The sequence below is a fragment of the Duganella flavida genome (assembly GCF_009857445.1).
GTDB lineage: Bacteria > Pseudomonadota > Gammaproteobacteria > Burkholderiales > Burkholderiaceae_D > Rugamonas > Rugamonas flavida.
This window is the reverse complement of sequence record NZ_WWCN01000012.1, coordinates 77052-96260: the sequence shown is the minus strand read 5'-3', so window position 1 is coordinate 96260 and position 19209 is coordinate 77052. Positions and strand designations below refer to the sequence as shown.

Genomic DNA, 19209 nt, shown 5'->3' with positions numbered 1-19209 from the left:
GCGCTTACACCACCTGTTCCAGCGGTGCTGGCTGTGCTTCTTCCTTAGGCTGCGGACGCGCGGTCATCGGAATCAACTGCGACAGCACGGCCACCGGAATCGCGGACAGCATCACCCAGATGAAGAAGTGCTGGTAGCCCAATGCGATCTGAATATCGCCGCTGAATAATTTAAACAGCACGAAGCCCAGTTGCATGATGCCGGTAGCGAAGGCGTAGTGCGCGGTTTGGTATTTTCCCGGAGCGACTACCTGCATCATGTACAAGATCAAACCGACGAAGCCGAAACCGTAGCCGAACATCTCCGCACTGAGCGCAGCGCCGATGATGGTCAGATCGGTCGGCTGGAAGTAGGACAGCAGGTAGAACGCAAGGTTCGGCAGATTGACCGCGAGGATCAGCCACAGAATGGCGCGCTTGAGGCTTAGCCAGGAAGTAAAGTAGCCGCCGGCGATGGAGCCAATCAAAAAGGCCACGGTGCCGACGGTGCCGTACACCGCGCCCACTTCCGCAGTGGACAGGCCAAGGCCGCCGAGGTTACGCGCTTCGCGCAGGAACAGAGGGCCAATCGACTGCACTTGCGCTTCGCCAGCGCGGAACAGAATGATGAAGACGATGGACACCCAGATGCCCGGCTTCTTGAAGAACTCCACGATCACTTCACGCAGAGTGCGGGCGATGGCGGCGGCGTTGGTATCGGCGCTGACTTCATTCTTCGCCAATGGCAGCGCCCAGCCGTTGTACAGACCAAGCACGATCATCATCGCACCGAGAATGCAGAAGCAAATGGTCCATGCCGGCACCACGCCCAGCGTCTTCTCGAAGTGGCCGGCCAACAGCAGCAGCGCGCCGGTGGTGAAGAATTTAGCGGCGTTAAAGAATGTGCCGGTCCAGCCGGCGTATTGCGCCTGGCCTTTTTCATCGAGGCTGGTGATGTACAAGCCGTCGCACGCAATGTCGTGGGTGGCGGCGGAGATGCCGACCAGCGCGAGCATCGCCATGCTGGCGGCAAACCAGAACGGCGCTTGCAGCGCCAGCGCCACGCCGCCGAGACACAAGCCACCGAACACCTGGAAGAAGGTCACCACCAGTTTTTTGCTTGGCGCCAGTTCCAGGAAGGGACTCCACAAAGGTTTGAACACCCACGCAAAACCGATCAAGGCGGTCCAGTGATTCAGCTCATCGTTGGGCACACCCATGCTCTTCAACATTTGGTTGGCGACGATGGCGACGGCGAAGAAGGGCAGGCCTTGTGCGAGGTACAAGGTCGGCACCCAGAGCTTCGGATTGCGGATTTGATTGTTGTCCATGCGGTGTTATCTCCACCAGCTCGTCATTCCCGCGTAAGCGGGAATCCATGCTGAGTATAGGTTCCCGCTTGCGCGGGAACGACGGTGTTGTTTTATTTTTGGAATCCAGGTACCGGTGCGTTGCCGGTGGCTTGCAGTTCACCCGACAGCCATGCGGTGATGGCGCCCAGTGCTGGCTGGGCGAAGCCGTAGGTCATCAGGGCTGGCGCGTTGATGTCCAGCGCCTGATATGGATTCCACAGCGCCAGGTGCAGGTCCGGACGCCAGGTGTTGCGGGCATGCTCACTGTAGCGCAGGCGCGAGGTGGAGGCCAGCATGGTGAAGCGGCCATCTTGCGGCAGCGCGCTCCAGTCGAAGGTGTCGGCGTCAGCGAAGGTGACCAGCTCCACGTCGTACAGTTTGCGCAAGGTGTCGGCTACCACGCCGGCAGGGACGCCAGCTTCGGACACGCCGTCGCTCACCACATCTGCGCGCGCGATCAGGCGCACTTTGGCGCCAGCGGCCGGGCGTTGCAGTTCACCGAGTGCGGTCAGGCTGCGGCGCCAGCCCTCGGCCATGATTTCGCGGTCGGCTGCGTCTTCCTTGTACGAACGCGGTTTGCATGGGTAGGCTTTGGCCAGCGACGACAGGCGCGCGAGGCGGCTGTCGATCTGCGCTTGCGACAGTTCGCCCGAGGCGATGGCGGCGGCGATGGCGTCCAACGTTTCGTTCTGCGTTTCGGTGGTGCCCAGCGCCATCACCATGTCGGCGCCGGCGGTCAGCGCGCGCACGGCGGCGTTGCCGACGCCATAGCGGCCAGCGATGGCGTGCATGTCCATGCCGTCGGTGATGATGATGCCTTTGTATTCCCACTCTTCGCGCAGCAGGTCGTTGAGGATGCGGCGCGACATGGTGGCTGGATTTTCAGGATCTAGCGTCGGGTAGACGATGTGCGCGGTCATCATGGCCGGTGCTGCGCCGGAGGCGATGCGAAATGGCGCCAGTTCCAGGCGGTTCAGTTCTTCGACAGGTTTGTTCACGGTCGGCAGGTCGCGGTGCGAATCGACGTTGGTGTCGCCGTGGCCGGGGAAATGCTTGACGCAGCAAGCCACGCCTTCCGCATGGCTGCCGGCCATCCACGACATCGCCAGTTCGGCGGCGCGCTTTGGCTCTGCGCCGAAGGAGCGTTCCGCGATCACTGGATTGTGCGGGTTGTTGTTCAGGTCCAGCACAGGCGCGAAGTTCCAGTTGAAGCCCAGCGCTTTCACTGCGCGCGCCACGGCGGCGCCGGTGCGGTAGGCGAGGTCGGTGTCGTCGGCTGCACCCAGGCCCATGGCGGCTGGTGGTGCAGGCACCCAGGTCGAGCGCACCACGGCGCCGCCTTCCTGGTCGATGGCAATCAGCGATTCAGGACCCATGGCGGCGCGCAGGTCGGCGGTCAGCTTGGCCAGCTGTTCGGAGTCGGTCATGTTCCCACGGAACAGGCAGACGGCGCGGATGCCGTTCTCTTTCAGGAAATCGGCAGTAGCCGCATCCAGCACGGTGCCGGGGAAGCGGATCATAATCAGTTGGCCGGCGGTTCGTCGATTAAATTCGCTTAATTCGTTTTGAGTTGTCATTTCACTGCTCCGTCCATGCCACGCATGAAGAATCGTTGAGTAAATAAGAAGGCTGCCAGCGTAGGCAGGATGGTTAGCACGGTCCCGGCGGCGATCACGCGTGTGCTGCTGCCGAAGGTGCCGCGCAAATACAGCACGCCCACCGACAGCGGGAATTCGTCCGGTTTGCTCATCACGATGGATGGCCAGATGTATTCGTTCCATGCTTCTACCGCCGTCAGGATACCCACCGTGGCGAGCCACGGGGCGATCAGCGGCAGCATGATTTTGCTGAAGATAGTCCACTCGGATGCACCGTCCACGCGGGCGGCGTCGATCAGGTCTTGCGGCACTTCTTCGAAGGCTTGTTTCAGCAGCAGGATGGCGACGGCGTTGACCACGTTGGGCAGGATCACGCCGGTGTAGGTGTCGACCAGGCTCAGTTTCGTCACGGTGATGAAGTTGACCAGGAAGTTGACTTCCGACGGCAGCACCAGCGTGGCGAGGATCAAACCGAAGACCAGTTTGCGGCCTTTGAACTGCATGCGCGCTAGTGGATACGCGGCGGCGGAGCACAGCAGCAGTTTCCAGAACACGGTGCAGGCGGCGATGAAGACCGAGTTGCGGAAGAAGGCCCACATCGGCAGCGTGTTGAATACTTCGGCGAAGTTGGCCAGCGACGGCGCTTGTGGCCAGAAGGTTGGCGGGTAGGCGAAGATGTTGCCTTCGGTGGAGAGTGCGGTCACCAGCGTCCACCAGAATGGGAACACGCACACCACGGCGATGGCGCACAGCAGCAGGTAGTGGGTGATCGTCTTCATCGGTGTTTAGGCTTGATCCAGCGTAGGCACAGTAAGGCAATGCCAACGCAGAAGATGGAGACGACGAAGCTGGCGGCCAGTGCGCGCGGCAGCTTCAGATGTTTGAGGCCTTGGTCGTAGGCGTAATACAGGCCGGTGAAGGTGGAGTTCATTGGGCCGCCTTGGGTGAGGACGTCGACCTCCTGATACGCTTTCAGCGCGGCCAGCACGGACAGGATGGAGCAGACCATGATGGTCGGGCGCAGCATCGGCACGGTGATTTTCCAGAATCGCTGCCAGCGGTTGGCGCCATCGAGGATGGCGGCTTCCTGCATGTCGGCGGGAACGGCTTGCAGTGCGGCGAGGTACATCACCATGTACCAGCCAAGGCCGCGCCACAGCGTGACGAACATGATCGCAAACAGGGCGATGGTGTCGTTGGACAGCCAGCCCACCGGCGCGTTCACCAGTTGTAGCGTTTGCAGCACGTAGTTCAGCGTGCCCTGTTCGTGGAACATGAAGCCCCACATGATGCCGACCACCGACACGGTGGTTACTACCGGCACATAGAAGGCAGCGCGGAAGTAGCGGATGCCGGGCAGTTTGTTGTTGACCAAAACGGCGAGGCTCAAGGCGCCGATTTGCACGAAGGGCACCATCAGCAAAAACAGCAGCGAGTTTTTCAGGCCGGTGACGAACATCTCGTTGTCGAAGATGTAGCGGAAGTTATCGAGGCCTACCCAGTGGGTTTCGCGTATCAGGCTGTAGTCGGTGAAGGCCAGCAGCGAGCCAAAGGCCACAGGCCAGAACGAGAACACCGCCAGCAGCGCGAGCGCGGGCGCTAAAAACAGCCACGCCACCCCGTCGTTCCCGCGCAGGCGGGAACCCATAGAACGCCAGCGAGTCGACTCAGCATGGGTTCCCGCCTGCGCGGGAACGACGGTGGTTGGGGTGTCGCGCATCAATGGCTCCGCTGCGCGGCGAGTTTTTTGTTCCAGATCGCGACTGCCTGGTCGAGTGCTTGCTGGATATCCTGCTTGCCGGTGACGCCGGCTTCAACGGCTTTCACGAGGTAGCGGCGCAATTCGTCGTAGTCGGTGATGCCGGCTACGTACAAGGTGTGCGAGTGTGGCATTGACACCGCGCCTGCAGCGACGGCTTTTTCCGCCGCGCCGGCTCCCGGCGGCACGGTGGTGAAGAACGGATCGTTGGCCGCCTGCGCCATCGCCGGATAAACGCTGGCCTGCTTGGCGAAGGCCAGCTGGTTGGCGTCGTTGGTCAGGTAGCGCGCAAATTTGCCGACGGCTGGCAGCAGCTTGGCGTCCACATTTTTCGGCACGCCGAAATGAATCAGCCAGCCACCATCGGCAATGCCGGTCGGGCCGAGCGGTGCGGGGGCGACGTCGGTGATGGCGTAGATGTCTTTGGCGTCGCTCTCGATGCGCTTCACCGCAGTTGGTGGTGCGAGCAGCATCCCGAGGCGGCCGCCTTTGTAGGCGTCGATCGCGGCGGGGAAATTATCTTCGGCGAACAGCGCGTCTTTCAGCAGGCCGCCGGCCTTGTAGGTTTCGGCCAGCTTGCGGATCAAGGCCACGTGGCCGGGCGAGTTGAAGACGGCTTTGCCGTTTTCGATCACGGGCAGGCCTTGCTGCATCATCAGGCCATCGATCTTGGACAGCGCAGGGCACAGGCCCGCCTTGCCGGTGCGTGCGGCGATCTGGCGCGCGAAGGCCAGTTGTTCATCGAGGTTGCGCGGCGCGTGCGGGATGGCGGCGGCTTGGAAAATCTGTGTGTTGTAGGCGATGACGGCGACGTTGCTGTACATCGGGAAGCCGTAGGTCTTGCCGTTGAAGGTGAGGTCTTCCAACGTGCTGGCGAGGTAGCGTGGGCGGGCATCGGCCAGCAGCTTGTCGACAGGGGCGAGCAGGCCGTCGCGGGCGAATTCGTCGGCCCATGGCACGTTGAGGTTGACCAGCGCCGGCGGCGTGCCGGCGACGATGCGCGTCACCAGTTTGGTCTGGATGATATCCCATGGGAAGTCCACCCATTCGACCTTCACGCCGGGATTGGCCGCCTCGTAGTTCCGGACCAGCGTTTCAAAGTAGGGTGTGAACTTGGGCTTCATGCTGAAGGTCCAGAACTCGATCTTGTCGGCGGCGAAGGAATTCGCCGCCAGAAGCAGTACCGTCGTCCCCGCGAAGGCGGGGACCCATGCTGAGCGGGCGAGCCGCTTCAGTATGGATTCCCGCATGCGCGGGAATGACGGGCGAGCAAACATGCTTTAGTTAGTCTTGGTGACTTTGCTCAGGTGGCGCGGCTGGTCTGGGTCCATGCCACGCGCGGCCGACAGTTCCGCCGCCATTTTGTAGAACGCCTGAATCGCCACAATCGGATCCAGATCCGGCGTTGCTGCTACCGGCAAGGTCAGGTCGCGTTCTGCGATATCGGCAGGAGCCGCCAGCAAAACGTGCGCTCCACGGCCACGCATCTCAGAAGCCAATTGCAGCAGGCTTGCCTGCGTTGCGCCACGGGTGGCGAAAATCACCAGCGGGTAGCCTTCTTCAATCAGCGCCATTGGACCGTGCTTGATTTCGGCGCCGCTGAATGCTTCCGCTTGCAGCGCCGAGGTTTCTTTAAACTTCAGCGACGCTTCCAACGCCACCGGGAAGCTGATGCCGCGGCCAACCACCATGATGTTACGTGCAGGCGTCAGCACTTCTACAGCCTTCGACCAGTCTTCGGTGCTTGCAGCGCGCAGCGATTCCGGCAGTGCTTCCAGGCCGGCCAGCAGCTCAGGATCATTCTGCCATGCGGCCACCAAACGCGCACCGGCCACCAGGCTGGTGATGAAGCTCTTGGTTGCCGCCACGCTTTGCTCTTTACCAGCGCGCAGCGGCATCGCGAATTCGGCGGCGTGCGCCAGCGGTGAATCGATATCGTTCACCAGCGCGATGGTAGTAGCACCGCCATCGCGGAAGTAGCGGATCGGCTCCACCACGTCCGGGCTCTGGCCCGATTGCGAGATCGAGATGGCCAGCGTGTCACGCGTGATCAACGGCGATTTGTTCAGCGTCACCAGCGACATCGGCAGCGACGCCACCACGCGACCCAAACGGGCCATGATCAGGTAAGCCACGTAGGCGCAGGCGTGGTCCGAGCTGCCGCGCGCGATGGTCAGGGCGGTCGAGAAGGAAGTGCTCCTCAATTTGCGGCCCAGTTCCGCGTAACGGTCGCCGTCGGCGGCCAGTTGCTGGGCGACGCAATCAGCTGCGGACAGGGCTTCTTTCAACATCATTGAGGTCACAACAATTCTCCTTCGATATAGACGGCTTTGAGTTTCAGGTCACGGTCGAGCACTACGAAGTCGGCAAACGCGCCGGGAGCCAAACGGCCCCGCTCTTGCAGGCCGAGATAATCGGCCGCATACGTTGAGACCCGTGCCGAGGCATCCGCCAGATCGAGGCCGAGTCCGACCAGGTTACGCAATGCCTGGTCCATAGTGAGGGTACTGCCGGCCAGCGTGCCATCAGGCAGCCGCACGCCGCCCATACATTTCATGACTTTATGGCGGCCCAGCATATACTCGCCGTCCGGCATGCCGGTGGCGGAAGTTGAATCGGTAACGCAGTACAAATTTGGGATGCAGCGCAGCGCGGTGCGGATCGCACCCGGGTGCACGTGCAGCAGGTCGGGTATCAGTTCGGCGTAGGTGGCGTGCGCCAGCGCCGCGCCGACCATACCAGGTTCGCGGTGATGCAGGCCAGGCATGGCGTTGAACAGGTGAGTGAAGCTGCGCGCGCCTTGTTCCAGCGCGGCCAGGCCGTCTTCGTAAGTGCCCAGCGTATGGCCGACTTGCACGCGCATGCCGGCGTCCGACAGTTCTTTCACCAGCGCCTGGTGGCCGTCGATTTCCGGCGCCACGGTGATCACCCGCAGCGGCGCCAGTTCTTCCAGTTTTTCGACGTCGGCCAGTGTGGCGGAGCGCGCATAAGGCGGCTGCGCTCCCAGCTTGCCGGAGTTGATGTACGGGCCTTCCAAGTGCGCGCCCAATACACGTGCTTCGCCTTTGCCGCGCGCAGTGGCGGCCTTGCCGATGCCGCGCAGTGCGAGGTCGATATCTTCCGGCGGTGCGGTCATGGTGGTCGCCAGCATGCTGGTGGTGCCATGTTTTGCGTGTATCGCTGCGATGGTGTGGACGGCGTCGCCGCCTTCCATCACGTCCTTGCCGCCGCCGCCGTGCACGTGCAGGTCAATAAAGCCAGGCAGGATATAGACTTCTTCGTTGAGCGCGGGATCGACGCTGCTGCCAATGATGGCCGCAATGCGTTCGTCAAACGTGAGTTCACCGTGGATCCAGCCCGCCGGTGTCAGGATATTGCCTTTGATTGCATCGCTCATCTGCGCGACTCCGCTACGAATTCATAATAATCGCTCCGGCAGTACGAGTGGGTGAGTTCCACCGCAGCGCCGTTGTCGAGATAACTGACGCGGGTGATATGCAGCATCGCGGCACCCGCAGGAATGTTGGCCAAACGCGCTTGTTCTTCGCTGGCGTTGACGGCGCGGATATGCTGCAGCGCGCGCATCGGGATGGTGCCATTGGCTTCTAAATAGCCGTACAGCGAATCGTTGACGCTGTGCGGATTCGGCATGTACTGTGCCGGGATGGTGGTGGTTTCAATCGCCATCACCACATCGTCGGCGGTGCGCAAGCGCTTCAGGCGCGCTACCGGCATGTTCGGCGAGAGGCCCAGCGACAGCAGCTCTACCGGCGAGGCGATGCCGATGTCGCGCTGCAGCCAGCGCGAACCCGCCGTGAAGCCGCGCTCACGCAGTTCTTCGGAAAAGCTGGTCAGGCGCGATAAGGGCTGCTCCAGCTTCGGCGTGATGTAAGTGCCGGAGCCGCGCTTGCGGGTCAGCATGCCGCGCTCGCACAGCATGTCGATGGCTTTGCGCGCGGTGACGCGTGAGATGTTGAGCATATCCGACAGCACGCGCTCGGACGGCAAAGCCTCGTTGGCGCGCCAGTCGCCGCCGGCGATACCATCCGACAGCTTGTTCGCCAGCTGCATGTACAGCGGGGTATCGCTATCAGGGTCAGGCGTGAAGTCGCTCAACTGGGCTAGCACGGTCTCACTCCTTGAAACGGGATTGGATCAGGCGCAGCGCACCGGCCGCCGAATCGCCATGCGGATTGACGATGCGCTTCAACATGGAGACCGGCAGGTAAGGGCGCAGCGGCGCAGCCAAGCCGCCGCACAGGGCGATCGGCAGCGTGCCGCCGGCATCCAGCGCGTTGGCCATCAGTTGTACCTGGCGGCCCGCTTCCAGCAGGATGCCGCGCGCGGTGTCGTCGCTCTCGCCGTGCTGCAGGACGATGCGCGCCAGTTGCGCGTAGTTGGTTTGCGTGGCTTGCGCCAGCCAGTTCTGGATGTCATTACGGGTGCCGCCGCAGGCATGGGCGACGTCGGTGGCGAAGGCGTTGGCAGGCATGCGGCCGTCCAGCACTTGCTGCACGTGGTTGATGGCGTGCAGGCCCATCCACGCGCCGCTGGCTTCATCGCCGGCCGGGAAGCCCCAGCCGCCTACTTCGACGTGGCGGCCATCTGGCAATTTGATTTCGCCGACGCTGCCGGTGCCCAGCGCAATAATGGCGCCCGGCTGGCCGCGGTGCGCGCCCAGCACGGTGGTGTGACCGTCGCTTTCCAGCGCCACTTGCGCGTAGCCGGGATTGGCGGTAACGAACTCGGCCGCCCACTGGCGGTTGTGCACGCCAGCCAGGCCGAGGCCAATGGCGATTTTGTCTTGGTTGGGGAAGTCGAGGCCGGCATTGCGGAAGGCCACGGCGGCCGCGCTGTCGACTGCGGCCCAGGCCTTGTCGATGCCGTGCATCAGCCCCGAAGGACCGCTGGCGCCCTCGGCGATTTCCGTGCCGTCGGCGCGCGCCAGGCGCACCCGGGTGCCACTGCCGCCGCCGTCAACGCCGATGAAAAATTCGATCATGTTTACCTGAGAAAGCTAGTGCCGGGATGCCCGCGATGAAGGGCACTATAGGGTTGGCAAACCAGCTTGTCAACAGGTATTTAACTGGTATTAAAAAATAATGAAGTGGACTGGCGTTGTCTCCTTGGAATCGTTTTGTAAGTGACTGTTTTTAATCGTTAAAATTGATTTTTTGGGAAGGCTGTTGAATGTGGCATTTGCATGCCACTTTCAACGATGATAGGTGACCAGATGGGTCCGGGTGGCGTCGGCTTTGTCGGCCATTGCCACCACTGCATTGCCGGGGCCGTGCACCGTGACGTCGGTCTGGCGCGTGCACAGCTGGCGTGCGTCGAGGTCGCCGGAACCGCTGACCTGCGCGCTCAGTACGGCGGTGGTGCCGGACAGGATCATGTTACCCGGTCCGCTCAGGCGGGCACGCACGCTTTGCGCTTCGAGGCCGCGCACGGTGAGGTCGCCCGAGCCGTGCACTTCAGCGTCGAGTTTCTTGATGTGGCCGGCGATGCAGGCTTCGCCCGGGCCGTGCAGCGTGGCGCTGGCGGCGTCGGCGCTCAGGGTGCAGGCTTCGAGGTCGCCCGAGCCGTGCACTTCGGCGCGGATTTCCTTGGCGGTGCCGCGCAGTTCCACCGAGCCGGGGCCGTGCAGGGCGGCGTTGACGCGGTTGGCGTGGATGTCGCCCACGTTCAGGTCGCCTGAGCCGCTGACCACCAGGTTGAGGTCTTGCGTGACGCCGCTGGCATTGACGTCGCCGGGGCCGCTCATCTGCAGGTTGAGGTTGGTGGACGACAGGGCTTGCAGGTCGAGGTCGCCGCTGCCGTTGGAGGTGACGCTGAGGTCGCCCACCTTGCCGCTGGCGCGGATGTCGCCCGGGCCGTCCGACACCAGGGTCAGCTGCTTGCCCTGGAATTGCTGCAGGTCGACGTCGCCGCTGCCGGCGTTGCGCAGGCTTTTCAGGTTGGCGGCGTTGATGCGTACGGTCAGCGGCTTGCTGTTCTTGCCCCAGCCGAAGTTGAAGATCCAGCCTTTTTGCTTGCGCGGCTGGCGCACCGTCAGGGTGTCGCCTTCGACCGTGGTTTCAATGTCGGTAAGCTGGCGGCGCGGGCCGGACAGTTCGATGGCGTTGCCGGCCTGCGCGGTCACGATGACCTGGAACGGGCCGATGATGTTGAGGTTGGTGAATGGCGCCACGGTGCGCGTTTCGCTGCCGTAGCTATCGTCCTGCTTGTTGTCGGCGGCATGGGCCGCAGTGACAGCCAGTAGCAGGGTGGTAGCCAGCGCGGCGTGTTTGATCGTCTGCTTCATGTTGGTCTCGGTATGGGAAGTGGCGAGGACTGGACGATATGATAAAAGCGCGCCGCCGTCGCGCGCCATGGGACGGATGTGCAGAAGTGTGGGATCAACTGCAAAAAAACGAGGCTGAACCGCATTCAACTTCCCGTGTGCGCAGCCGTTACTGTTTATAATGGACGAAGCTGGAAAGGAGAGCACATGATCAAATATATGGGAACCAAAAGTACCAGCGACGGTGGTGTGCTGTATGTTTTCTTGATTAACGGCTTGCAGAAGGAAATCCGGGAGCATGCCTTGAAACAGTATCCAGGGTGCTACGAAGCCCTGCCGCCGACGGCCAAGGCGCGCATCAGCGCCAACCGTGCGTGGTTATCTAAAACGTAATGCGAGCGCGCGTCCCGGCGATTGGCGCCTTGCTGGCGCTGGCAGGCGGCATGGCGTCCGCGCAATCGGTGCCGACCACCTTTGGCACCATCATCGGCAACGGCCTGCTGTGCCGCGACCATACCGATAACAATTACTACTATAACTATCTGCTCAAGTATTTTGGTGCGGCCTACAAGCACGAGGGCGGCGCGTTCTGGTTTAAGACCGACGGCGCCTCGCTGTGGGGCACCACGATTTCCGAGGTAATGGTCAGCGATGATACCAGCACCTATGTGTTTGTTGGTGCGGTGGCGGAGGCGACGCCGGAGAATCTGGAGAAGGCCATCATCCAGCAGGTGGGCACGCACTACACCGTGATCGACACCTCGGCCTATCCGGTGCGCGAGGCCAAACCGGCCAGCCGCATTGTGTATTTCGATACCAAGTCCAAGATTTATTGCGCCAAGTACCAGCCCTTGCCGCCGGTGCAGCCGCCTGCCGTCCGACAACGGCTAAAATAGGCGACCGCGCATTCACTGGGCTTTCATGTACACGCATTTTTTCAACCTCAAGCAATCGCCGTTTTCCATTGCGCCTGATCCGCGCTACTTGTTCATGAGCGAACGCCATCGCGAGGCGCTGGCGCACCTGCTGTACGGGATAGGTTCCGGCGGCGGCTTTGTGCTGCTGACCGGCGAGATCGGCGCGGGCAAGACCACGGTGTGCCGCTGCTTCATGGAGCAGATTCCAGAGAACTGCAAGCTCGGCTACATCTTTAACCCCAAGCTGTCGGTGGAGGAGTTGCTGCTGTCGATTTGCGATGAGTTCGGAATCGTGCTGGCGCCGCAGGCTGTGGGGGCGGTCAGTGTGAAGGGCTATGTGGATGCGATCAACGCCTACCTGCTGGCCAGCCACGCGCAGGCGCGTAACAATGTGCTGATCATCGATGAGGCGCAGAACTTGTCGGCCGAGGTGCTGGAGCAGCTGCGCTTGCTGACTAACCTGGAGACCAGCGAGCGCAAGCTGCTGCAGATTATTTTGATCGGCCAGCCGGAGCTGCGCGGCATGCTGGCGCGGCCGGAGCTAGAGCAGTTGGCGCAGCGGGTGATTGCGCGCTATCACCTCGGTTCGCTGTCGGAAGCGGAGACCGGGACGTATATTGAACATCGTCTGGCCGTGGCCGGTGCGACGGCGATTGCGCCGTTCCCGCGCAAGCTGATGGGCTTGGTGCACAAGCTGACCAAGGGCGTGCCGCGCCGGATCAACCTGCTGTGCGACCGGGCGCTGCTGGGCGCGTACGTGGAGAACCAGCCGCAGGTGTCGCGGACGATTTTGAAACGCGCTGCCAGCGAGGTGTTTGCCGGGCAGGATGCAGCGCCTGCAGCCGGGCCGGACGCGCGCGGCGGCGTAGCGTCGCGCTGGCCGTTGCTGGTTGCTGGCCTGCTGGGCGGCGTGGCGATCAGCGCGCTGGCTTGGCAGCTGATGCCGGGCGTGCGCCATGGTGTAGCGATGGCGTCGGTGGCGCGCGATCTGGCCGCGCGTCCGGCGGTGGCTGTTGCTCCTGTGGCTGTCGCTCCCGTGGCGGTGGTCGCGGCGCCCGCAGCCGCTCCAGGTCACGATAGCGCTGCGGCCTTGCGCCAGCTGGCCGGCCTGTGGGGCTTGACGCTGGTTGATGGCGATCCATGCCCGACGGCGGCGCGCGCCAATCTGCGCTGCTTGTCCGCCAAGGGCAGCATCGATGATTTGCGCCTGCTCGACCGTCCCGCCATGCTCAAGCTGCACGACGATCCCGCCGCACCCAATTACGTGCTGCTGACCGCACTCGACGCCAGCGCCGCCACCATTGTGGCGGCGGGCGGCAAACCGCAGACCCTCAGTGTAGACGCCTTGTCCGCTCGCTACGACGGCGAATACATCACCTACTGGCGCGCCCCGCGTGCGTGGCGCGACGAAGTGCGCAGCGGCGATCGTGGTCCCGACGTGGATTGGCTGGCCAAGCGCCTGTCGCAAATCTACGACCTGAAAAAGCCGCAGGAAAACCAGCCACTGGAAGGCGCGCTGCGCCAGCGCCTGACCGAGTTCCAGACCGCACAAGATCTCAAGGCCGACGGCGTGGCCGGCCCGAAAACCTTCATCCGCCTGTACCAGCTGGGCGGCGTGCAGGAACCGCGTTTGCGCTGATCAGATCGCGCGGCCGTCGTAGTGGTGCACCGGAATCGCATTGAGGTCGATGTCCTCAATGCAGCGCAGATTGACGGCCGCCACCGCATCACCATTCGGCGCTACACCTTCGCCATAAGGATGAATGCCGCACTTGGCGCAGAAGTGGTGCTTGATCACGTGCTTGTTAAACAGGTAGGTGCTGAGGTTGGCCTCCGGCGTCAGCAGGCGCAGGTTGGCGCGCGGCACAAACCACAGCAGCGATCCCTTGCGCTGGCATATTGAGCAGTTGCAGGCGAGGGCGTTGCCGATCTCGCCTTCCGCTTCAAATTTGATCTGGCCGCAATGGCAGCTTCCCGTGTATTTCATCTCAAGTCTCCTGTAGTAGTTGGTCTAGTTTGGTGAAGAACAGCATCCAGCCGCGTTCGTGGTTGTCGCGCGCTTGCTGGTCGAAGAAGTGATCGTGCACAAAGGTCAGCTCGGTGCCGCCGGCCACCGGCTGCAAGGTGATGCTGATGCGCGAGATGCGCTCCGGCGTGGTGTGAAAAGCCCAGCTGAACACCAGCTTGCTGGGCGGCGTGACTTCCTGGTATTCGCCGCCCACTTCATTGGCGTTGCCGTCGGGCGAATGGAAGCGGATGCGGAAACGCCCGCCAGGACGCACGTCCAATTCGGCTTGGGCATCGACGCCAAACCAGCGGCTCAGCGCCTGCGGCTCGGTCCACGCGGCCCAGACGCGTTCGGCGCTGGTGGGGTAATGTCGGATGATGCGGACTTCGTTGGCTTGCATGCGATTTCCTCCTGGTGATACAGAAAGCGTCCCAGCGCGTCCAGCTGGCCGTTCCAGAAACGCTCGTAGTGAGTGATCCATTGCGCGGCCTCCTGCATGGGCGCCGCCTCCAATGCGCAGCGCACCACCCGGCCTTCCTTGGAGCGCGCGATCAGGCCGGCCGCCTCCAGTACCGCGAGATGCTTCATGAAGCCGGGCAGCGACATGGCGTGCGCCTGCGCCAGTTCGGTCACGCTGCACGCGCCCTGATCCAGCTGCGCCAGCACGCGGCGGCGGGTGGTGTCGGACAGCGCGGCAAACACGAGATCGAGTTGGGTGTCGTTATACTTAACCATTTGGTATAGTATTGGCGCGTGCCGCGGCTTTGTCAAGCACTGTGCATGCGTTAAGATAGGGCGATCTCCACCTCGGTAACAGCTATGTCTTATATTTTGGAAGCGCTGAAGAAGGCGCAGGCGGAACGCCAGCTTGGCAACTCGCCCACCATCCACGCGCCGACTTTGCAGGGCAACGGCCCGGCCTCGGCGACGGTGCGCTTCAGCAAACCGCTGATGCTGTCCGTGGTGGCGATGGCGGCCGCGATCGGCGTGCTGCTGGTGCTGGTCATGCGTTCGCCGGAATCGCCTTCGGCGCCGGTGTCTGTGCCGGCGACCTTGTCTGCGCCAGTCGCTGTCACGCCTGCCGCTGCTCCAGTGCCGGTGGCCGCTGCCGCCGCCCCTGCGCCGCTGCCAGCTCCAGTCGCTGACCTGCCGCCATCGGTTGCCAACATGGCACGCGCTTCCGCGCCCGCGCCGCAGCCGGCGGTAGCCGCGACGCCTGCCAAGCCAGCCGTCGCGCCGGAAGAGCCTGTGGTCAACCTGCGCGACTTGCCGGAGCCTATCCAGCGCGCGATCCCGCCCGTCACGGTGGGCGGCTACATCTATTCGAAAAACGCTGCTGACCGGTTGTTGCTGGTCGACAAAATCTTGCGCCACGAGGGCGAGGAAGTTGCGCCCGGTCTGCTGCTGGAAAAATTGCAGCCGAAAGAGGCGGTTTTCAATTTCAAGGGCTATCGTTACCGCGTTCCATACTGAACTGTAATTCGCCTGTCATGAAAACATGGTATTTTTCTATCATTGTGACTCTGCAATGGAAATATCATGAAACATTTGAAGTTTCTGCCATTCCTGATCGGCGCGATCGCCTACATGCCGCGCAGCCACGCTGCCGATATGCTGCAAGCCGCCGAGCCGAGTGGCCTGACCCTGCTGTTGATCAGCCTCGGCCTGATCCTGCTGTCCGCTGCCGGCCATGGCCGCAGCGTTGTCATCAAGCCGGAGCAATAAACCGGCGCTTGCGTTGCTGCGTATAATGTCGGGCATCGACAGATGGCGTAGAAGGGCAGGCAATGCAACAAATCCTCGGTGTAGTCGGAACCTCGGGCAGTGGCAAGACCACGCTGCTGGAATTCCTGCTGGCGCAGCTGGCGGCGCAGGGCCTGAAGGTCAATGTCATCAAGCACAGCCACCACGACCTGCAATTTGAACCGCCGCAGAAAGACAGTGCCCGCCTGCGTGCGGCCGGCGCGGCCGAGGTGATGGTGGGCTCGCCGTTCCGCTATGCCATCATCCACGAATTGCGCGGTGCGCCCGAGCCGACCTTGGATGAGCAACTGGCGCGCATGTCGCCTGCGGACCTGACCTTGCTTGAAGGCTTCAAATCCTATCCGATCGACAAACTGGAAGTATTCCGGGTGGCGTGCGGCCGCGCGCCGCTGTATCCGGACGATGAACATGTGGTGGCGGTGGCGGCCGACCACGCGCGTCCGGACGGTGTCCGCGACAGCCTGGCCTGGCTGGACCTGAACCAGCCACAGCAAGTACTGGCCTGGTTATTAACGCACCTGAAAAAAAATTCATCGAACGCCTAAAGTTACTTCCATAACGTCCGTAAATAAGGTGATAGCCATCAATGGAGGTCCCCATGGACGTTACCGGAATTGCTCAGACCGCGACGACGATTGCCGACACCGGCACCAAGCAAGCCGTCGGTATTGCCGTACTGAAAAAAGCTCAGGATATCCAGGCTTCCAGCGCATCTGCCTTGATTGAGGCGATTCCGCCGGTGCCGAATTTGCCGTCCCACCTCGGCAACAACATCAACACGACTGCCTGAGCGGTCTCGCGCGGCCCACGCTAGGCGCCGCGACTTTCCCTGCGCACCATCCGGTGCGCGGCGCTTTCGCGCACACTTATTTCCCTCGATCAGACAGGTGCGTATCGGCGATATTGCTGGTACGCTGCGGGTGCTTTCATTTTTTCCACTGGAGACCTTCATGAATAAACGTCACGCCCTGATCGCGGCCGCCCTGGCCGCCGTGTGCGCCACCCAAGCCGGCACCGCCGCCGCTGCCGACGACCAAGAAAAATGCTACGGCGTGGCCAAGGCTGGCCAGAACGATTGCGGCACCGCTGCTCACTCCTGCGCCGGCCAGGCCAAGGCGGACAACGAACCGGATGAGTGGAAGTTTGTTGCCAAGGGCACTTGCGAGAAAACCGGCGGCAAGACCACGCCGCCGGCCAAGTCAGCCAAGCAGGCCAAGTAAGTCGCTGCAGGCGGAGCAGGGCAGATGACGCTTGGTGTCGGCGTAGGGTTGCGGGCTCCGCACTACCAGCAGTTCCTGGCCGGGCGGCAGCGCGCCGCGTGGCTGGAAGTGCATAGCGAGAATTATCTCGACCAGTCCGGTTGGGACTGGCACGTGCTGCAGCAATTGCGGCGCGATTATCCGGTGAGCCTGCATGGCGTTGGGCTCGGGCTGGGCTCGGCGCGTGGCTTTTCCGCAGAACACTTGCAGCGCGTGCGTGCGCTGGTGCGCTCGGTTGAGCCAGTGCTGGTGTCCGAGCATTTGTGCTGGGGCGCGGTGGCGGACCGGCAGCTCAATGATTTATTGCCGCTGACGCTAGACCGCGCGGCGCTCGACCTGCTCAGTGAGCGCGTGAGCCGGGTGCAGGATGCGCTCGGGCGGCAGCTATTGCTGGAGAATGTCTCCAGTTATGTACGCTTCCATGCGGACGCCATGAGCGAGGCGGAATTCCTGGCGGCGCTGGCGCTGCGTACCGGCTGCGGGCTGCTGCTGGACATCAATAACCTCTACGTCAACCAATGCAACCACGGCGAGGATGCGCTGGCGGCCATTGCCGCGATTGCGCCCGGCACCGTGGGCGAGCTGCATCTGGGCGGGCATCTGGTAACGCCGGAGGTGGTAATCGACCATCATGGCGCCAACGTGGCGGAACCGGTGTGGCGCTTGTACGAGGCAGCGCTAGCCCGCTTCGGCGCGCTGCCGACGCTGATTGAGTGGGATACCGCTATTCCGCCGCTGGAAGTGCTGCTGGCCGAGGCCGACAAAGCCGCCGTACTGCACGCCCGCGCTGCGCCGCTGCGGCTCGCCGCTGCGCGTGACGCGGAAGTGGTGCAGGTGCCTGCGAGCGAGGGCGCAAGCATGTCGTCGTCGCTGGCGCTGGCCGACCATCAGCAGTTGTTTGCCGGCGCGCTATTCGATGCGCAGCTGGCGCCGCAGGCGGTGGCCTTGTGTTCCGACGGGCACGGCCACGCGGAACACCGCTATGCTCTGTATCGCGGCAACCTGACCACCACCTGGACCAAGACCCTGGCCGCAGCCTACCCAGTCGTGCTGGCGCTGGTGGGTGAAGAATTCTTCGGCGGCCTCGCGCGCGCCTACGGCCGCGCCCACCCGTCCGGCAACGCTGACCTGAATCACTTCGGCGCCCACTTCAGCACCTTCCTGCGCGACTTCCCGCACGTGGCCGAGCTGCCCTACCTGCCCGACATGGCAGCATTGGAATGGCTGCTGCACCGTGCCCACTACGCACCATCGGCCGAAGGCATGAGCGCCCAGCAGTTGGCCGCCATCGCACCCGAACAAATCGAAGCTACGCGCTTCCGCCTGCATCCGGCGCTGCAGCTAGTTGCATCGGATTGGGCGGTGGTGCCGTTGTGGCTGGCCCACCAGCCCGGCAGTGGCGTCAGCTTCCCAACGGACATGACCGAGCCTTGCCGCGCCATGGTGCTGCGGCCCAAATGGCGCGCGACCGTGCAGCCGCTGGACGCAGCCGGGCACGCCGCGCTGGGCGTGCTGGCAGGAGGAGGGGATTTCGGCGCCGCGCTCGATGCGGCATTTGAACAGAACGACAATTTCGACGTCGCCGCCAGCCTGCAACACTGGCTGGCGCACGCGGTGATTGTGGCATCAGGACTCGCGCCGGAACGCGCGTAGCAGCCGGGCTTCGCCGGTCAGGTCGCGGTGCAGGCGGCTGGCGAGGTCGGTCAGCTCGATCATGCGGTCGATCTGCACATCTTCAAAGCGTGCCAGTTCCTCGGTGGCGGTGGCCAGCGCTTCGGCCAGCTTGTTGCGGGCGGCCTGGTACAAGGCGCCATGATACTGGTCCGTATTCTTGAGCAGCTCTTCCGCGTTCTCAATCACCTGGCGCAAATCGTCCAGCAATCGTTCCTGGGTGGGACTGCTTGGTGCAGGACCGTCCATGACGTCCCCCTGTCAAAACTGGTTGATAAAGCCGGCGGCAAACTACGCCACTATAGCCATGCCGGCGTGCGCCACTTTGCGCCCGCTCAAGGCCAGACCCTTGCTTGCAGCTTAGGACGTAATTTCCCTAATGCAAGTACAATTACACCGCAACCACGCTGATCCGCACATCACCCACGCTCACTTGCTGGCCGGCGCGGATTTTGGCGGTCTTACGCAACTCTTTTTTGCCGTCGACTTTGACATCGCCGCTGGCGACGATTTGCTTGCCGGCGCCGCCGCTGTCGCACAGGCCCACCAGTTTGAGTAGTTGATTCAACTCAACAAATTCGCCATTCAATTCAAAACTTACTTTCTGCATTTTATCCTCT

General features: G+C 62.8%; 24 protein-coding genes. 9 read left to right on the top strand and 15 right to left on the bottom strand.

Translation table 11 applies throughout. The features are described 5' to 3' along the window. Positions 1-4 precede the first annotated feature (4 nt). From GTP46_RS18965 to GTP46_RS18920, 10 genes are all read right to left on the bottom strand, one after another. Positions 5-1309 carry an MFS transporter gene (locus GTP46_RS18965; RefSeq protein WP_161008189.1) on the bottom strand — a complete coding sequence of 435 codons (1305 nt, stop codon included), beginning with the start codon at positions 1307-1309 and terminating at the stop codon, positions 5-7. A gap of 92 nt (positions 1310-1401) precedes the next feature. Beyond that, positions 1402-2907 (bottom strand): beta-N-acetylhexosaminidase, encoded by a 1506-nt coding sequence (gene nagZ, locus GTP46_RS18960; protein ID WP_161008188.1) that lies wholly within the window; start codon positions 2905-2907, stop codon positions 1402-1404. After that, positions 2904-3707 (bottom strand): carbohydrate ABC transporter permease, encoded by an 804-nt coding sequence (locus GTP46_RS18955; protein WP_161008187.1) that lies wholly within the window; start codon positions 3705-3707, stop codon positions 2904-2906. The genes nagZ and GTP46_RS18955 overlap by 4 nt, the downstream gene beginning before the upstream one ends. Then, positions 3704-4648 carry a carbohydrate ABC transporter permease gene (locus tag GTP46_RS18950; RefSeq protein ID WP_229259018.1) on the bottom strand — a complete coding sequence of 315 codons (945 nt, stop codon included), beginning with the start codon at positions 4646-4648 and terminating at the stop codon, positions 3704-3706. Before GTP46_RS18950 ends, GTP46_RS18955 begins: the two co-directional genes overlap by 4 nt. Next, positions 4648-5937, bottom strand: a complete 1290-nt coding sequence (locus GTP46_RS18945) for an ABC transporter substrate-binding protein (RefSeq protein ID WP_229259017.1) — start codon at positions 5935-5937, stop codon at positions 4648-4650. The genes GTP46_RS18950 and GTP46_RS18945 overlap by 1 nt, the downstream gene beginning before the upstream one ends. A 30-nt stretch (positions 5938-5967) precedes the next feature. Continuing rightward, positions 5968-6981, bottom strand: coding sequence for an SIS domain-containing protein (locus GTP46_RS18940; protein WP_161008307.1), 1014 nt, complete (start codon positions 6979-6981; stop codon positions 5968-5970). 5 nt (positions 6982-6986) lie between these two features. Beyond that, complete coding sequence (nagA, locus tag GTP46_RS18935; RefSeq protein WP_161008186.1) at positions 6987-8084, bottom strand: N-acetylglucosamine-6-phosphate deacetylase; 1098 nt, start codon at positions 8082-8084, stop codon at positions 6987-6989. Beyond that, positions 8081-8815: a GntR family transcriptional regulator gene (locus GTP46_RS18930; protein ID WP_161008185.1), complete on the bottom strand. Its 735-nt coding sequence runs from the start codon at positions 8813-8815 to the stop codon at positions 8081-8083. The genes nagA and GTP46_RS18930 overlap by 4 nt, the downstream gene beginning before the upstream one ends. 4 nt (positions 8816-8819) lie before the next feature. After that, positions 8820-9689, bottom strand: coding sequence for a glucosamine kinase nucleotide-binding domain-containing protein (locus GTP46_RS18925; protein WP_161008184.1), 870 nt, complete (start codon positions 9687-9689; stop codon positions 8820-8822). 210 nt (positions 9690-9899) lie between these two features. Further along, positions 9900-10991, bottom strand: a complete 1092-nt coding sequence (locus GTP46_RS18920) for a head GIN domain-containing protein (protein WP_161008183.1) — start codon at positions 10989-10991, stop codon at positions 9900-9902. 186 nt (positions 10992-11177) lie between these two features. Here GTP46_RS18920 and GTP46_RS18915 point away from each other — a divergent pair, with 186 nt between their 5' ends. The 3 genes from GTP46_RS18915 to GTP46_RS18905 are packed head-to-tail and all read left to right on the top strand — an operon-like array spanning position 11178 to position 13526. Next, on the top strand, positions 11178-11363 hold the full coding sequence (locus GTP46_RS18915; protein WP_092278329.1) for a hypothetical protein: 186 nt from the start codon (positions 11178-11180) through the stop codon (positions 11361-11363). Further along, positions 11363-11866: a hypothetical protein gene (locus GTP46_RS18910; RefSeq protein ID WP_161008182.1), complete on the top strand. Its 504-nt coding sequence runs from the start codon at positions 11363-11365 to the stop codon at positions 11864-11866. The genes GTP46_RS18915 and GTP46_RS18910 overlap by 1 nt, the downstream gene beginning before the upstream one ends. A gap of 25 nt (positions 11867-11891) precedes the next feature. Beyond that, entirely contained in the window at positions 11892-13526 is a 1635-nt protein-coding gene (locus GTP46_RS18905) for an AAA family ATPase (protein WP_161008181.1), read from the top strand. Here the strand turns inward: GTP46_RS18905 and GTP46_RS18900 are convergent, their stop codons facing one another. Genes GTP46_RS18900 through GTP46_RS18890 form a run of 3 tightly spaced genes read right to left on the bottom strand, consistent with a single transcriptional unit; the run spans position 13527 to position 14630 of the window. After that, complete coding sequence (locus GTP46_RS18900) at positions 13527-13874, bottom strand: GFA family protein (RefSeq protein WP_161008180.1); 348 nt, start codon at positions 13872-13874, stop codon at positions 13527-13529. A gap of 1 nt (position 13875) precedes the next feature. Then, positions 13876-14295: an SRPBCC family protein gene (locus tag GTP46_RS18895; protein ID WP_161008179.1), complete on the bottom strand. Its 420-nt coding sequence runs from the start codon at positions 14293-14295 to the stop codon at positions 13876-13878. Continuing rightward, entirely contained in the window at positions 14208-14630 is a 423-nt protein-coding gene (locus GTP46_RS18890) for an ArsR/SmtB family transcription factor (protein ID WP_161008178.1), read from the bottom strand. Before GTP46_RS18890 ends, GTP46_RS18895 begins: the two co-directional genes overlap by 88 nt. 84 nt (positions 14631-14714) lie before the next feature. On the opposite strand from GTP46_RS18890, the gene GTP46_RS18885 reads away from it, so the two are divergent. The 6 genes from GTP46_RS18885 to bufB all read left to right on the top strand — a co-directional run bounded on the left by GTP46_RS18885 (position 14715) and on the right by bufB (position 18571). Further along, on the top strand, positions 14715-15368 hold the full coding sequence (locus GTP46_RS18885; protein WP_161008177.1) for a general secretion pathway protein GspB: 654 nt from the start codon (positions 14715-14717) through the stop codon (positions 15366-15368). Between the two features lie 66 nt (positions 15369-15434). Further along, positions 15435-15620, top strand: a complete 186-nt coding sequence (locus GTP46_RS18880) for a hypothetical protein (protein WP_161008176.1) — start codon at positions 15435-15437, stop codon at positions 15618-15620. A gap of 62 nt (positions 15621-15682) precedes the next feature. Next, positions 15683-16204, top strand: a complete 522-nt coding sequence (mobB, locus tag GTP46_RS18875; RefSeq protein ID WP_161008175.1) for a molybdopterin-guanine dinucleotide biosynthesis protein B — start codon at positions 15683-15685, stop codon at positions 16202-16204. A gap of 53 nt (positions 16205-16257) precedes the next feature. Next, entirely contained in the window at positions 16258-16449 is a 192-nt protein-coding gene (locus GTP46_RS18870) for a YjfB family protein (protein WP_072787239.1), read from the top strand. 160 nt (positions 16450-16609) lie between these two features. Then, positions 16610-16879: a BufA1 family periplasmic bufferin-type metallophore gene (locus tag GTP46_RS18865; protein ID WP_161008174.1), complete on the top strand. Its 270-nt coding sequence runs from the start codon at positions 16610-16612 to the stop codon at positions 16877-16879. Positions 16880-16903: 24 nt separating this feature from the next. After that, positions 16904-18571, top strand: a complete 1668-nt coding sequence (gene bufB, locus GTP46_RS18860) for an MNIO family bufferin maturase (protein ID WP_161008173.1) — start codon at positions 16904-16906, stop codon at positions 18569-18571. Here bufB and GTP46_RS18855 read toward each other — a convergent pair. Both GTP46_RS18855 and GTP46_RS18850 read right to left on the bottom strand, forming a co-directional pair. Next, a complete protein-coding gene (locus GTP46_RS18855) occupies positions 18545-18838 on the bottom strand; it encodes a DUF883 family protein (protein ID WP_161008172.1) in 294 nt (97 codons plus the stop codon). The genes bufB and GTP46_RS18855 overlap by 27 nt on opposite strands. Positions 18839-18980: 142 nt before the next feature. Beyond that, positions 18981-19199, bottom strand: coding sequence for an RNA-binding S4 domain-containing protein (locus tag GTP46_RS18850; protein WP_161008171.1), 219 nt, complete (start codon positions 19197-19199; stop codon positions 18981-18983). Between the last annotated feature and the right edge of the window lie 10 nt (positions 19200-19209).